The organism is Paraburkholderia sp. HD33-4, assembly GCF_021390635.1.
Classification (GTDB): Bacteria; Pseudomonadota; Gammaproteobacteria; order Burkholderiales; family Burkholderiaceae; genus Paraburkholderia.
This window is the reverse complement of the sequence record NZ_JAJEJS010000002.1, coordinates 2,258,034-2,270,679: the sequence shown is the minus strand read 5'-3', so window position 1 is coordinate 2,270,679 and position 12,646 is coordinate 2,258,034. Positions and strand designations below refer to the sequence as shown.

The window sequence follows — 12,646 nt, the reverse complement described above, 5'->3', positions numbered from 1 at the left end:
ACGTGGAAAGCCGATGGACGGCAGACGGAACGATACGCAGCAGGCCCGAGCAACGGAATCGCAAACTCATTTCATTCGATGTCACGCAGCAGCGGCACTCGGGGCCGTGACATGACTCGACATGATTCTTGAATTGCGATCGCGCGGCGTCTGAACAAGAATTCGGCCTGTCATCGAAACGGATCGCGGCACCCAGCCAGGCGACGGTCGATGTTCCAACCGAAGGAGTCAGTCATGAAGAAGTTGCTCGCCACCGTGTTGCTGTGCTGCGCATCCACCGTCACGTTCGCTCAGGCCGCCGCGCCGCAAGGTATCAGCCCACAGCGGATGGCGCAGATGGAGCAGCAGCTGCAAACGCGCTTTTCGAACGCGAACACCACGCACGACGGCAAACTGACCCGCGACCAGGCGGCGGCCGGCATGCCGATGCTCGCGCGTCATTTCGACGAGATCGACACGCAGAAGGCCGGCTACATCACACTGTCGCAGATCGAAGCATTCATGCAGGAACGCGGGGCCGCACGCTGAGCGGCGTGGATATCGAGGAGCTTGCGGATGGAACGCCCCGCCAGGATCATCGTGCTCGACGACGAAGCCGAGTTGCGCAACATGCTGCTGCGCTTTCTGCGCGGTCACGGCTTCGACGTGCGCGCGGCCGAGGACGGCAAGCGTCTGAATCGCTACCTGGAGCGCGAGCCGTTCGATCTGCTGATACTCGATCTGATGATCGGCGAAGAGGACGGCCTCGAGATCTGTGCGAAGCTGCGCGCGCAAGGGCAGACCTTGCCGATCCTGATGCTGACCGCGAAGGGCGATCCGCTCGATCGCGTGACCGGCCTCGAAACCGGCGCCGACGACTACCTCGCGAAACCGTTCCTGCCGCGCGAACTGGTGGCGCGAATCAATGCGCTGCTGCGCCGCCAGAAAATGGCCGCGGGCGACGTCACCGTGACGTCCCAGTGCGTGCGTTTCGGCGACTTCACGCTCGACGTCGGCAAGCAGGAGCTGTCGCGCGCGGGCGTGCCGCTCGAGATTCATTCCGCGCAGATGCTGCTGCTGGTCGCGCTCGCGTCGTCGCCGAATCGCGCGGTGAGCCGCGACAACCTGCTCGCGCGTGCGCGGGGGCGTGACCATGACGCGCTCGATCGCAGCATCGACGTGCAGGTGCTGCGCCTGAGACAAATCGTCGAGGACGATCCGTCGAAGCCGCGTTTCATCCGCACCGTCTGGGGCGTCGGCTATATGCTCGTCGCCGATGTCGAATCATGATGCGCGCGCTGCTGCCGCGTACGCTGCTCGCGCGCAATATCGCGCTGTTGATCGCGCTCGTGATGCTGAGCCAGATCTGCTCGATCATCGTGCTGCTGCATTACGTGCAGCGGCCGCGCGTCGAGCGCGCGGCGGCCGTGTTCGCGACCTACGTGACGACGCTCGACAACCTGCTCGCGGCCACTCCGCCCGCCTCGCGCGCGGCACTGACCGCGCGTCTCGACGCGCGCGAGCAGTTGCCGCCCGAAGCGACCGACACACCGCCGCACGATCTGTTGCGCGCGTATCGCACCTATCAGCGCGGCGTGTTTATCGACAGCCTGCAAAAGCACCTGCCCGCTGATATGCCCGTGCGGTGGCAGAGCGAGGGCGCGCAGCGGCTGTGGATCCGCATGCATGCGCCGGCCGCCGGCTCCGTCGCCGGCTCCGACGGCGCGGCGGGTTCCGTGGCGAACGCGCCGTACTGGATCGCGCTGCCGATTCCCGAGGACGCGCAGGGCAGCGGCCTCGAAGCGGCGATCTTCCTGTCGCTGGGTCTCGGCGTGCTCGCCGCGCTCGCCGGCTACGCGATCCAGTTGCATCTGAACGAACCCTTGCATGAGCTCACGCAAGCGGCCCGCCGTGTCAGCGCCGGCGACCTGCCCGCGCCGCTGCCGACCGACGGCCCCGCCGAAATCGCCGCCGTGGGCAGCGCTTTCAATCAGATGACGCGCGCGTTACAGGACGCCGAGGCGACGCGTGCGTTGATGCTCGCGGGCATATCGCACGACATCCGCACGCCGTTGACGAAGCTGCGTCTGTCGATGGCGATGGCGATGCCGGAAGGGGCCGACAGCAGCTTCGTGATCGCCGCCGAATCGTATCTGGATCAGATCGAGACGATCCTGCAGCAGTTCATGGATTACGCGGGCAGCGGCGAGCGCGAGGAAGCGCAGCCCGGCGATCTGAACGCGCTGATCGAACGGCTCGCGGGCGACTTCGCCGGGCTCGGGCACGAGTTCGAGTTGTCACTGGGCAATTTGCCGGCCGTTCGATATCGGCCGATCAGCATGATGCGGCTGCTGATGAACCTGATGCAGAACGCGATCGTCTACGGCGGCAGCGGGCTTGCGGTGCGCACGTGGGCGACGCAGGACGCGGTGACGGTCGCGGTCGGCGATCGCGGCAAAGGTTTGACGGCGGAGGAATTGGAAAAGCTGAAGGCGCCGTTCCAGCGCGGCCGCAATGCGCGTGCGCACAGCGGCGGCACGGGGCTGGGGCTGTCCATCGTCGAGCGGATCGCGCGGCTGCATGGCGGCGGCCTGCAGTTTCATGCGCGCGAAGGCGGTGGCCTCGAAGTGTGGGTCGTCTTGCCGGTCAAGGCGGATTGACGGGTTGAGGGCACGGCGCTCTTGCCGCTCACTCCCGATCGAGCCACGCGTCGAGACCGACGCGAAACGCGACGCCCGCGATCACCGGCACCGTCAGCATCAGGATGATGCCGAAGTTCGGGATCTCGTCGCCGTACATGATCGGGTTGTACAGCACGACGCCCGACACGATCGCGAACATCGCGACGCCGATGGCGACCATCAGGAGATTGCGCACTGACAGGGACAGCGTCTTGCGCTTGGGCTTGACCGCCGTGTCGTGAGCGCCGGGTGCTTCGTCGTGTTGGGCAGGCATGATGGTTCTCGTGGCAAGAAGGGCGCGGTGGGTACCGCGCCCGGCATCATACCCGCACGCGTGCGGCTGATGCAGATCGGGGCCGCGCCGTGTTGGCACTCATCCCTACCAACAATATATGCCATTCCAGGCCGCGATTTCAGGCCTCGGCTTTAGGCTGCGCCGCAGGCGCCGAATTCGCGCAAGATGCCGGTGCAGGCGCGCAACCGCTCAGGCCGAGCTCGTCGAGAATCGCGCTCATCAAACCCGTGCGCCGCCATTGCAGCCACCTGATGTAGCACGTCTGCGACGGCGGAAACGTGCCGGGCAGCCGATGCCATTTCTCGTCGCGCGTGACGACCCACAGGATCGCGTCCAGGATCTCGCGCGGCGGACGCGCGGGCCGGCCCAAACGTTTCTTCGGGTCCTGCTTGAACAGATGACTGATGCGCGCCCAGGCGTCATCCGAAAGAGGTAGATCTAGCATGCCGCCAACGCCTAACTGACCGGTTCATCTCGATCTTACGGTTTGGGCGGTTCCTACTAATTCCGGATTTACGCGTGGTTTGGCCCGCTGAACGGCGGATTGCTTCGCGCCCGATGATGCTAGCGTAGCCTGCGGCGTTCAGCGGTGCATCGCTGATCCCTACGCTTACACCTGTCCGTCGAGCCGCAACCCGGCGGGCCTTGCGCGCGCGGTCGACGGCAACACCAGCACGCCGACGATGCCGATCACCACGCTCGCCTGGACGTAGTAGATCGGTGCGAGATTGCTGCCCGTCACATGCACGAGCCAGGTGTTCACGAACGGCGCGAGGCCGCCGAAAATCAGCACTGCGAGGTTGTAGGTGACGGCCGCGCCGGTCGAGCGGACGCTGACGGGGAACACTTCGGTCAGCACGATCGGCGTCGGGCCCCAGAAGAAGCTCATGAAGCACGACACGCCGATCTGCACCGCGAGCAACGAACCGAACGTCGGCACGTTGACGAGTTGCCGGAACAGCACGTACGAAGCGATGCCGTACGCGACGATCGCGGGCAGCAGCACGGCCTTGCGGCCGAAGCGGTCCGACAGATAGCCGGCGAGCGGGCAAAACACGAGGATGATCGCGGTGCCGATGAAGGTGCTCAGGTTCACGTCGGCGGCCGACATGCCGAGTTGCTTCTTCGCGAAGATCGGCAGGAAGAACACGAACACGTAGGCCGACACGGTACCGACCACCGACATGCCGATGCTGCCGAGCACGGCGCGCGGATAGTCGCGGAACACCGTGCGCAGCGGCGTATTCACAGGCTTGATCTTGCCGCGCCGCACTTCGCTCGCGTAGGCGAGGAATTCCGGCGATTCGTCGACGCTCGAGCGGATCAGCCAGCCGACCGGGCCGATCAGGATGCCGAGCAGGAACGGCAGACGCCAGCCCCACGACTCGAGATCGTGCGGCGCGAGATTGACGGTCAGCGTATAGGCGACCAGTGCGCCGAGCGCAAATGCGAGCGCCTGCGAGCACATCTGGAAACTGCCGTAAAAGCCACGGCGATTCGCGGGCGCGAACTCGACCAGCATCGTGGTCGCGCCGCTGAATTCGCCGCCGACCGAGAAGCCCTGGATCAGCCGCGCCAGCACCATCAGGATCGGCGCCGCGATGCCGATGGCCGCATAGGTCGGCAACAGACCGATCATGCCGGTGCCGATCGACATCAGCACGATCGTCATCGACAGCGCTTTCTTGCGGCCCACCCGGTCACCGTACAAACCGAGCAGCACGCCGCCGAGCGGGCGGACCGCGAAGCCGACGCCGAACGTCGCCAGCGTGAGCAGCATCGAGGCGAAGTCGTTGCCGCTCGGGAAAAACAGCTTCGCGATCATCACGGCGAAGAGACCATAGATGGCGAAGTCGAACCATTCGAATGCATTGCCGAGTACCGAAGCAATCACAACTTTTCGCACCATCGCCGGCGAGGGCGTCGGTTTTCCGTTCATTGCTGTTCCCCTCTGATCGATTGCCTGAATGTGGATTAGCCGAGCCGCTGCCGCACGATTTCGATGAACACGGCCGCGCCGGTCGGCGCGGTGTCGTCGTCGAAGTCGAATTCCGGGTGATGGCAGGTGAGGCCGTCGTGGCCAAGGAAGAAGTACGAACCGGGGCGTTGCTGCAGCATGAACGCGAAGTCTTCCGAGGCCATCAGCGGGGCGACGTCGACGATCACGTTGTCCGCGCCGAGCACGCGCTCGGCGGCACGCCGCACGGTGTCGGTTTCGGCGGGCGTGTTGAGTGTCGGCGGTGAGGTCTGCAGATGCTCGAAGCGCACTTCGCAGCCGTACATCGTGGCCGCGCCTTCGCAGATCGCGCGCAGTCGCGCGAGCGTGGTTTGCTGGGCATTGAGCGACAGCGTGCGCACCGTGCCTTCGAGTACCGCGGTGTCGGGGATCACGTTGATCGCGGTGCCCGACAGGAACTTGCAGACGCTGACCACGGCGGTGTCGAGCGGATCGACGTTGCGGCTCACGATGCTCTGGATCGACTGCACGAGCGTCGTGCCGACGATCAGCGGATCGATCGACTTGTGCGGCATGGCCGCGTGGCTGCCGATGCCCGTGACCGTGATCCGGAACAGATCGCAGGCCGACAGGATCGCGCCGCTGCGCACACCAACCTTGCCGGCGGGCAACTGGTTGTTGTTATGCAGTGCGTAAATCTCGTCGCAGTGAAAGCGCTCGAAAAGGCCGTCGCTGATCATCGCCGAGCCGCCGCGCAGCGTTTCCTCGGCCGGCTGGAAGATCAGATGCACGGTGCCGCGAAAGTCGCGATGCGCGGCGAGGTGTTTCGCGACGCCGAGCAGGATCGCGGTATGACCGTCGTGGCCGCAGCCGTGGAACACGTTGTCGTGCGTCGAGCGGTGCGCGTGCGTGCCTTTTTCGCTCATCGGCAGTGCGTCCATGTCGGCGCGCAGACCGATCGACGGCCCGTCGCCGCGCGTGCCGCGAATCGTGCCGACTACGCCCGTGCCGCCGATGCCGGTCTGCACGTCGATCGCCCAGCCGACGAGCAGCTTCGCGACCAGTCCGGCCGTGCGATGCTCGTCGAAGCCGAGTTCGGGATGCTGGTGAATGTCCCTGCGCCATGCGCGCATCTGTTCGCCGAGCGCGTTCAACTCGATGTCCCTCTGCATTGCGCCAATCCCCTCTGTGATGAATGAGTGCGTGGTCCGCCCGCGCAACCCTCACACGGCCAGTTCGTGTCGAAGAATAATTCATTAGTTGAAATTTGCAACTAATGCTTTTCCCTGATGACCGGTCAGTGCGGATGGTCTGGGCTATCATCTTCGGTGAGCCGCCGGCGCGGCGTCAGGCCCGTGGATGCTGGCGTGAGCCCATCACGCGAGCATGCGAGGCAATGCGCGCCGGCTCAGCGGGCTTCAATTAAGCAAAGCCTTCAGACAGGACGCGAAGAGATGCGAGCAGGAACGCCAGTGGCGAGACAAAGGGGAAACGCGAAGGACCGCGCGAAGAAGGTAGCGAACGGTGCGGCGGGGGACGCGGGTCGGGCGGTGGTGCGCGACGACGCGCTGGAGGAAGCCCGGGACCAGGCGCAAGACAGTGCGCAGAACGCTGCTCAGACGGCGGTGAGCGACAGCGCCGTTTCCCGCGATACCCAGTGGAATTATTTTCTGACTTTCAAGCTCGACCTCGTCAAGAGCGAAATGATCAGCCGGGCCAACGCGTCGTACCGAAGCGCGGTGGGACTCGACGTGCGTTCGCTGCGCGTGCTGCGGGTCATTTGCCACTCGGAGGGGATTACCGCGACCGAGCTGAAGGAGCAGACGCTGATCGAAAAGACGCTGCTGTCGAAGCTCGTCGCGGACCTGATCGAGCGCAAACTGGTGCGGCGCACGATCCATCCCGACGACGCGCGTCACTTCCAACTGTGGGCCACCGCGGCCGGCAAGCGGCTGCGCTCGACCGCCGACGAACTCGGTCAGTCGATGGAAACGGAAATGCTGTCGATGCTTTCGGCGCAGGAGCGCAGCGAATTGAACCGGATCGTCGACAAACTCGTCGACGTGTTTCGGCGGACGGGGCGGGGGTAGGGGGCGGGGGTACGGGATTGCGCGGCGCACGAAACCGCGGGTCGAAAACGAGCGCCACTCGCTTTACTACACCCGCAGCCCCCGGCTCTTCAACCGATAAACCAGCTGCGGCCGCGTAATCCCCAGCGTGCGCGCAGCCGCTGAAAGATTGCCCTGCGCGCGCAGCACCGCGCTTTTCAGCAACGCGGTTTCGATATCGTCGAGCGAGGTCGGGTCGATGTCGCCGCTCGCGCCCATCAGTAGATCGTTCACTTTTCTGACCACGCGCTCCACTTCGCCGTTGGCGCCAGCCTGCTGATCGAGCAGCGACCCCGACGGCGTCAGCGAGCCGTTGGTGCCGAGGCCGAACATCTGCGCGTCGATGGTTTCGCCGCTGGTGAACAGATGGCCGATGTCGATTGCTCCGCCGTCCGGCGCGAGAATCACGCCGCGCTCGACGAGGTTCTCCATCTCGCGGATATTGCCGGGCCAGCCATAGTTCAGCAGCGCATCGAGCGCACGGCCGGTGAAGCCGGTCACATCGCGCGCGTGGCGTTCGCGGTATTTATGCAGCATGTGATTGAGCAGCACCGGTAAATCCTCGCGCCGCTCGCGCAGCGATGGCACGCGAATCGGAAACACGTTGAGCCGGAAATACAGATCCTCCCTGAAGCGTCCGGCGCGAATCTCGTCCTTCAGATCGAGATTCGTCGCGGCGATTACGCGAACATTGACGCGGCGCGTCTGCGTATCGCCGATCCGTTCGATCTCGCCCTCCTGCAGCGCGCGCAGCAGCTTGCCCTGCGCGGTCAGGCTCAGAATGCCGATCTCGTCGAGAAACAGCGTGCCGCCGTCGGCACGCTCGAAGCGGCCCGGGCGGCTGTGCGTCGCATCGGTGAAGCCGCCGCGCTCGACGCCGAACAACTCCGACTCGACCAGCGCCTCCGGGATCGCCGCGCAATTGACCGCGACGAACGGACCACCGCTGCATGCGCTGATCCGATGCAGCGTACGCGCGCACACTTCCTTGCCGACGCCGCTTTCGCCGAGAAACAGCACGGTCGCGCGCGTGTTCGCGACGCGCCGGATCATATGGCAGACCGCATTGAAGCCGGGCGACGCACCGACCATGTTGTCGTCGCCGAAGGCGGTCGGGGTGGGCGCACGGGTGTTGCCGAGCACGGCGAGGGCGGCGTCGGCTTCGACGTCACGTTTGACCGCCGCCGCCGACAGCCCTTGCGTAAACGACTGCGCCTGCATGAAGCGCAGATCGTCGGCGGCTTCGTCGCCCCATTCCTCGACCGGCTTGCCGACGATCCGGCATTGCGACTGCCCGAGCGCGCGGCACTCGACTTCGCGATAGACGATCGGCCGTCCCATGAACACGCTCGTATAGCCCGACGCATAGCCGATCTGCGTCCAGCACACCGGCTCGGCGCCGATCCCGTAGATGCGGATATGCTCCTCGTCTTCCGCGCAGTTCTTCCAGATGAATTCGCCGTAGTACTGGCCTTTCTCGACGTCGAGCTCGAGCCGCACCGGCTCGACCACGGTCATGCCTTCGAGCATATGCAGTTGCGGCCCGACCGCGAACATCTCGGTGATCGAACTATCGGGGCGCGTCTTGCGCGCAAGCTCGGCGTCGCGCGCACCCGAGTTGTAGCCCATGCGCGTGAGCAGGCCGCGCGCCGCATCGATGCCGAGACTGTCGATCAGCTCGCGGCGCATCACGCCGACCGAGCCCGTATGCATCAGCAGCATGCGTTGATCGCCGAGCCAGATGCGCCCGTCGCCGGGCGAGAAGTGCAGCCTCGACATCAGGTCCGCGATGTCCGGATAGCGCAGGCTGTCCACGCAGTCGCCCTTGGGCGAGACCATCGACATGCGCGGGTTCGCCGCAGGCTTGCTTTGGGTGGCCATCGGAATTCGTCTCCAGCTACTTGTCGGTGTTTTCTCCGGCGGATGCCGGCCGTCAGTATGCAATGCCGCGCGCGCTGCTGCATCGCGAATCGCGCGCGGAGCGTCTTCGGGTGTTCCCTGATGACGATTTGATCGGCTGCGCCACGCGTGCAACCGCCCGGTTTCGATCATTTGATCTAGCGCAAGCCTGCGCGCGTTTCGCCGCGCATGCGTCGCTCCAATTTCCGTTTGGCGTTTGGGCATTGATTCACAAGGAATTGTGCGCCTTTCGCCGCGTGGCGCGCGCTCTGTTCTGGTTCGTTGGCATAGCGGTTGCATTAATAGGCGCGCTGCCGCCGAGTTCAACCAAAGCGTGCAGTGACGGATAACGCAAAACCATCTGGAGACAGTGATGCCCTCGCATTCACCCCACGCCGAACCGGTCTCGCGAAGCTTCGACGTCACGCGGCGCTATGTGCGCGTGCGCGAGCGTCGCGACGACGGTTTCGTCGAGTTCGATTTTTCGATCGGCGATCCGGGCCTGAGCGTCGAGCTCGTGATGAGCGCTCGGGACTATGCGTCCTTTTGCGCCAGTCATCGCGTGTGTCAATTGAGCGACGACGAAGCCGCGGCGCTCGATCTCGAACAGCTGAAGTGGCGCTACGGCGAGCCGGGTGTCACTGAATGAAGCGCGCATGACCATCGAAGCCCTCGCATAAGACACAAAGGAGACACCCCATGCAGATCGACATCAAGACGTCCTCGGTCGAGCAGATCCGCCAGACCTTCTCGCATGTCGCGAGAAGGCTCGGCGCGGACAAGCCGGCGTCGCGCTATCAGGAAGCGACGCTGGAGCTGCAGCCCGAAGACAACTTTCATTACCGGCCGCTGTGGCAACCCGGCTTCGCGCTCTACGACAAGGGTCGCACGGCGATCCGCATGAACGACTGGTACGCGTTCAAGGACCCGCGCCAGTACTACTACGGCGCGTACACGATCGCCCGCGCAAGGCAGCAGGACGCGATGGAGAAGAACTTCGAGTTCGTCACGCGGCGGCGTCTGCTCGCCGATCTGCCGGACGACGCGAGAGCGCGTATCGCCGCGCTGATGGTGCCGCTGCGCCACCTCGAATGGGCGGCCAATACCAACAACTGCTTCGTGACCGGCTACGGCTGGGGCACCGCGATCACGCAGGCGACGATGTTTCACGCAATGGACCGGCTCGGTATCGCGCAGTACCTGTCGCGTATCGGTCTGCTGCTCGATGGCAATTCGGGCGCGTCGCTGGTCGTTGGCAAGACGCAATGGCTCGAAGATCCGATGTGGCAGGGCCTGCGCCGCGTGGTCGAAGACATGATGGTCGTGCAGGACTGGTTCGAAACTTTCGTCGCACAGAACGTCGTGCTCGATGGCTTGCTGTATCCGCTCGTGTATCGGCATATCGACCAGCGTTTGTCGCACGACTACGGCGCGGCGCTCGGCATGTTGAACGAGTTCGCGAGCAGCTGGTACGACGAAACGGGTCGCTGGGTCGATGCGACGTTGAAGACCGCGACGGCGGAGTCGGCGGACAACGCCGTGTTGCTCGGCCGGTGGATCGCGAAGTGGCGCTCGCGCGTGCTCGACGCGCTGTGTCCGCTTGCCGTCGAGGCGCTTGGCGCGGACGAGGCCGAAGCGGCGTTCCGCGATATCACGCAGGCGTTCGATGCGCGCATCCAGAAGCAAGGCGTGCCGCTCGCGGCGGAACCGGCGGAACAGGCAGAACAACAGGCACAGGAGGCCCACCATGGCTGATTCGGTATTCATCGCGTTTCAGGCCAACGACGACTCGCGCCCGATCATCGAAGCGATCGAAGCGGACAACCCACATGCCGTCGTCAACGCGTTTCCGGCGATGGTCAAGATCGACGCGGTCGGGCGGCTCGTGATCCGGCGCGAGTCGATCGAGGAGCGCATTGGCCGCGACTTCGATCTGCGCGAGCTGCAACTCAATCTGATTTCGCTCGGCGGCAACATCGACGAGACCGACGACGAATTCATTCTCGAATGGAAGGCCTGAGCGGCCGCGAACAATTGCATGGGAGACGCACGATGAGCACCACGAACACGACGCCGAAGAAGCTGAGCATCAAGGAAAACTACGCGATGCTGACGCGCGGCCTCGGCTGGGAGACGACCTATCAGCCGATGGACGAGGTCTTTCCGTACGACCGCTTCGAAGGCATCAAGGTCCACGACTGGGACAAATGGGAAGACCCGTTCCGTCTGACGATGGACGCTTACTGGAAATATCAGGGAGAGAAGGAACGCAAGCTGTACGCGATCATCGACGCGTTCCAGCAGAACAATGGCCAGTTCAACGTGACCGACCCGCGCTATATCAACGCGCTGAAGCTGTTCCTGACCGGTGTGAGCCCGCTCGAATATGCGGCGCACCGCGGCTTCGCGCTGGCCGGACGTAACTTTCGCGGCGCCGGCGCACGCATCGCGTGTCAGATGCAGGCGATCGACGAACTGCGCCACGCGCAGACGCAGGTTCATACGATCAGCCACTACAACAAGTTCTTCAACGGCTTTCACGACTTCAAGCACATGCACGACCGGGTCTGGTATCTGTCGGTGCCGAAGTCGTACTTCGAAGACGCGATGAGCGCTGGCCCGTTCGAGTTCGTCACGGCGATCTCGTTCTCGTTCGAGTACGTGCTGACCAATCTGCTGTTCATGCCGTTCATGTCGGGCGCGGCATTCAACGGCGACATGGCGACGGTGACGTTCGGCTTCTCCGCGCAGTCCGACGAATCGCGCCATATGACGCTCGGTCTGGAAGTCGTGAAGTTCCTGCTCGAACAGGACCCGGGCAACGTGCCGATCATCCAGAAGTGGATCGACAAATGGTTCTGGCGCGGTTACCGGCTGCTGACGCTCGTCGCGATGATGATGGACTACATGCTGCCCAAGCGGATCATGTCGTGGCAGGAAGCGTGGGAAACCTACTTCGAGAAGAACGGCGGCGCGCTGTTTCATGACCTCGAACGCTACGGCATTCGCATGCCGAAGTACCACGAGGTCGCCTCGAAGGAGAAGGACCGCATTTCGCATGAGGCGTGGGGCATCTTCTACAACTACACGCACGCGGCGGCGATGCACACGTGGATTCCGTCGGATGACGAAATGGACTGGCTCGCCGACAAGTATCCGGCGACGTTCGACAGGCTGTATCGTCCGCGTTTCGAGTACTGGCGCGAGCAGCAGAAAGAGGGCAAGCGCTTCTACAACAACACGCTGCCGATGCTGTGCCAGATCTGTCAGATCCCGATGGCTTTCACCGAGCCAGACGATCCGACCAAAACCTGCTACCGGGAAAGCGATTATCTCGGCAACAAGTATCACTTCTGCTCGGACGGCTGCAAGGACATCTTCGACAACGAGCCAGAGAAATACGTGCAGGCCTGGTTGCCCGTGCATCAGATCTATCAGGGCAACTGCTTCGAGAAAGACGCGGACCCGTCCGCCGCCGATTTCGATCCGCTCGCCGAAGTGCTGCGTTATTACCACATCAACGTGGGCGCGGACGGCCATGAATTCGAGGATTCGCCCGACCGGAAGAACTGGCTGCGCTGGACCGGCAAGCCGAGTCACGGCGGCGAAGGGACCACGGAAGGAACCACCGAAGGGACTACGGAAAGCGCCGAAGCCTCAGCGCAAAGCACGCCTGCCGCGCAAGCCGCGTGACGCTCGTCCACGCCAATCGAACCCGAAGGAGACA

At 64.1% G+C, this 12,646-nt stretch carries 14 protein-coding genes; 9 read left to right on the top strand and 5 right to left on the bottom strand.

Annotation, left to right across the window (positions count from 1 at the left end):
• The first annotated feature begins 234 nt into the window (after positions 1 to 234).
• The 3 genes from L0U84_RS30230 to L0U84_RS30220 are packed head-to-tail and all read left to right on the top strand — an operon-like array spanning position 235 to position 2,639.
• On the top strand, positions 235 to 528 hold the full coding sequence (locus L0U84_RS30230; RefSeq protein WP_233855735.1) for an EF-hand domain-containing protein: 294 nt from the start codon (positions 235 to 237) through the stop codon (positions 526 to 528).
• Positions 529 to 555: 27 nt separating this feature from the next.
• Positions 556 to 1,269 carry a response regulator gene (locus L0U84_RS30225; RefSeq protein WP_233855734.1) on the top strand — a complete coding sequence of 238 codons (714 nt, stop codon included), beginning with the start codon at positions 556 to 558 and terminating at the stop codon, positions 1,267 to 1,269.
• Positions 1,266 to 2,639: an ATP-binding protein gene (locus L0U84_RS30220; protein WP_233855733.1), complete on the top strand. Its 1,374-nt coding sequence runs from the start codon at positions 1,266 to 1,268 to the stop codon at positions 2,637 to 2,639. The genes L0U84_RS30225 and L0U84_RS30220 overlap by 4 nt, the downstream gene beginning before the upstream one ends.
• 28 nt (positions 2,640 to 2,667) lie before the next feature.
• Here L0U84_RS30220 and L0U84_RS30215 read toward each other — a convergent pair whose 3' ends face one another.
• The 4 genes from L0U84_RS30215 to L0U84_RS30200 all read right to left on the bottom strand — a co-directional run bounded on the left by L0U84_RS30215 (position 2,668) and on the right by L0U84_RS30200 (position 6,084).
• Entirely contained in the window at positions 2,668 to 2,934 is a 267-nt protein-coding gene (locus L0U84_RS30215; RefSeq protein WP_233855732.1) for a hypothetical protein, read from the bottom strand.
• Positions 2,935 to 3,073: 139 nt separating this feature from the next.
• Positions 3,074 to 3,400 carry a transposase gene (locus tag L0U84_RS30210; protein WP_233855731.1) on the bottom strand — a complete coding sequence of 109 codons (327 nt, stop codon included), beginning with the start codon at positions 3,398 to 3,400 and terminating at the stop codon, positions 3,074 to 3,076.
• 165 nt (positions 3,401 to 3,565) lie between these two features.
• Positions 3,566 to 4,894 carry an MFS transporter gene (locus tag L0U84_RS30205; RefSeq protein ID WP_233855730.1) on the bottom strand — a complete coding sequence of 443 codons (1,329 nt, stop codon included), beginning with the start codon at positions 4,892 to 4,894 and terminating at the stop codon, positions 3,566 to 3,568.
• 35 nt (positions 4,895 to 4,929) lie between these two features.
• Positions 4,930 to 6,084: a M20 aminoacylase family protein gene (locus L0U84_RS30200; RefSeq protein ID WP_233855729.1), complete on the bottom strand. Its 1,155-nt coding sequence runs from the start codon at positions 6,082 to 6,084 to the stop codon at positions 4,930 to 4,932.
• A gap of 300 nt (positions 6,085 to 6,384) precedes the next feature.
• Here L0U84_RS30200 and L0U84_RS44075 point away from each other — a divergent pair, with 300 nt between their 5' ends.
• Entirely contained in the window at positions 6,385 to 7,002 is a 618-nt protein-coding gene (locus L0U84_RS44075; RefSeq protein ID WP_233855728.1) for a MarR family winged helix-turn-helix transcriptional regulator, read from the top strand.
• A 66-nt stretch (positions 7,003 to 7,068) separates the two neighbouring features.
• Here L0U84_RS44075 and L0U84_RS30190 read toward each other — a convergent pair whose 3' ends face one another.
• Positions 7,069 to 8,901, bottom strand: coding sequence for a sigma-54-dependent Fis family transcriptional regulator (locus tag L0U84_RS30190; protein WP_233855727.1), 1,833 nt, complete (start codon positions 8,899 to 8,901; stop codon positions 7,069 to 7,071).
• Between the two features lie 20 nt (positions 8,902 to 8,921).
• Here L0U84_RS30190 and L0U84_RS30185 point away from each other — a divergent pair, with 20 nt between their 5' ends.
• Genes L0U84_RS30185 through L0U84_RS30165 form a run of 5 tightly spaced genes read left to right on the top strand, consistent with a single transcriptional unit; the run spans position 8,922 to position 12,612 of the window.
• Positions 8,922 to 9,269: a hypothetical protein gene (locus L0U84_RS30185; RefSeq protein ID WP_233855726.1), complete on the top strand. Its 348-nt coding sequence runs from the start codon at positions 8,922 to 8,924 to the stop codon at positions 9,267 to 9,269.
• A gap of 23 nt (positions 9,270 to 9,292) precedes the next feature.
• A complete protein-coding gene (locus L0U84_RS30180; RefSeq protein WP_233855725.1) occupies positions 9,293 to 9,568 on the top strand; it encodes a phenol hydroxylase subunit in 276 nt (91 codons plus the stop codon).
• A gap of 50 nt (positions 9,569 to 9,618) precedes the next feature.
• A complete protein-coding gene (locus L0U84_RS30175; RefSeq protein WP_233855724.1) occupies positions 9,619 to 10,674 on the top strand; it encodes an aromatic/alkene monooxygenase hydroxylase subunit beta in 1,056 nt (351 codons plus the stop codon).
• A complete protein-coding gene (locus L0U84_RS30170) occupies positions 10,667 to 10,939 on the top strand; it encodes an MmoB/DmpM family protein (RefSeq protein ID WP_129957605.1) in 273 nt (90 codons plus the stop codon). The genes L0U84_RS30175 and L0U84_RS30170 overlap by 8 nt, the downstream gene beginning before the upstream one ends.
• A gap of 32 nt (positions 10,940 to 10,971) precedes the next feature.
• On the top strand, positions 10,972 to 12,612 hold the full coding sequence (locus tag L0U84_RS30165; RefSeq protein WP_233855723.1) for an aromatic/alkene/methane monooxygenase hydroxylase/oxygenase subunit alpha: 1,641 nt from the start codon (positions 10,972 to 10,974) through the stop codon (positions 12,610 to 12,612).
• The last annotated feature ends 34 nt before the right edge of the window (positions 12,613 to 12,646 follow it).

What these genes read in the sequence shown, in the direction of transcription:
- L0U84_RS30170 (WP_129957605.1), top strand. Translation starts at nt 10,667, where the DNA reads ATGGCTGATTCGGTATTCATCGCGTTTCAGGCCAACGACGACTCGCGC.
- L0U84_RS30165 (WP_233855723.1), top strand. Translation starts at nt 10,972, where the DNA reads ATGAGCACCACGAACACGACGCCGAAGAAGCTGAGCATCAAGGAAAAC.
- L0U84_RS30225 (WP_233855734.1), top strand. Translation starts at nt 556, where the DNA reads ATGGAACGCCCCGCCAGGATCATCGTGCTCGACGACGAAGCCGAGTTG.
- L0U84_RS30210 (WP_233855731.1), bottom strand. Translation starts at nt 3,400, where the DNA reads ATGCTAGATCTACCTCTTTCGGATGACGCCTGGGCGCGCATCAGTCAT.
- L0U84_RS30230 (WP_233855735.1), top strand. Translation starts at nt 235, where the DNA reads ATGAAGAAGTTGCTCGCCACCGTGTTGCTGTGCTGCGCATCCACCGTC.
- L0U84_RS30180 (WP_233855725.1), top strand. Translation starts at nt 9,293, where the DNA reads ATGCCCTCGCATTCACCCCACGCCGAACCGGTCTCGCGAAGCTTCGAC.
- L0U84_RS30220 (WP_233855733.1), top strand. Translation starts at nt 1,266, where the DNA reads ATGATGCGCGCGCTGCTGCCGCGTACGCTGCTCGCGCGCAATATCGCG.
- L0U84_RS30190 (WP_233855727.1), bottom strand. Translation starts at nt 8,901, where the DNA reads ATGGCCACCCAAAGCAAGCCTGCGGCGAACCCGCGCATGTCGATGGTC.
- L0U84_RS30175 (WP_233855724.1), top strand. Translation starts at nt 9,619, where the DNA reads ATGCAGATCGACATCAAGACGTCCTCGGTCGAGCAGATCCGCCAGACC.
- L0U84_RS30205 (WP_233855730.1), bottom strand. Translation starts at nt 4,894, where the DNA reads ATGAACGGAAAACCGACGCCCTCGCCGGCGATGGTGCGAAAAGTTGTG.
- L0U84_RS30200 (WP_233855729.1), bottom strand. Translation starts at nt 6,084, where the DNA reads ATGCAGAGGGACATCGAGTTGAACGCGCTCGGCGAACAGATGCGCGCA.
- L0U84_RS30215 (WP_233855732.1), bottom strand. Translation starts at nt 2,934, where the DNA reads ATGCCTGCCCAACACGACGAAGCACCCGGCGCTCACGACACGGCGGTC.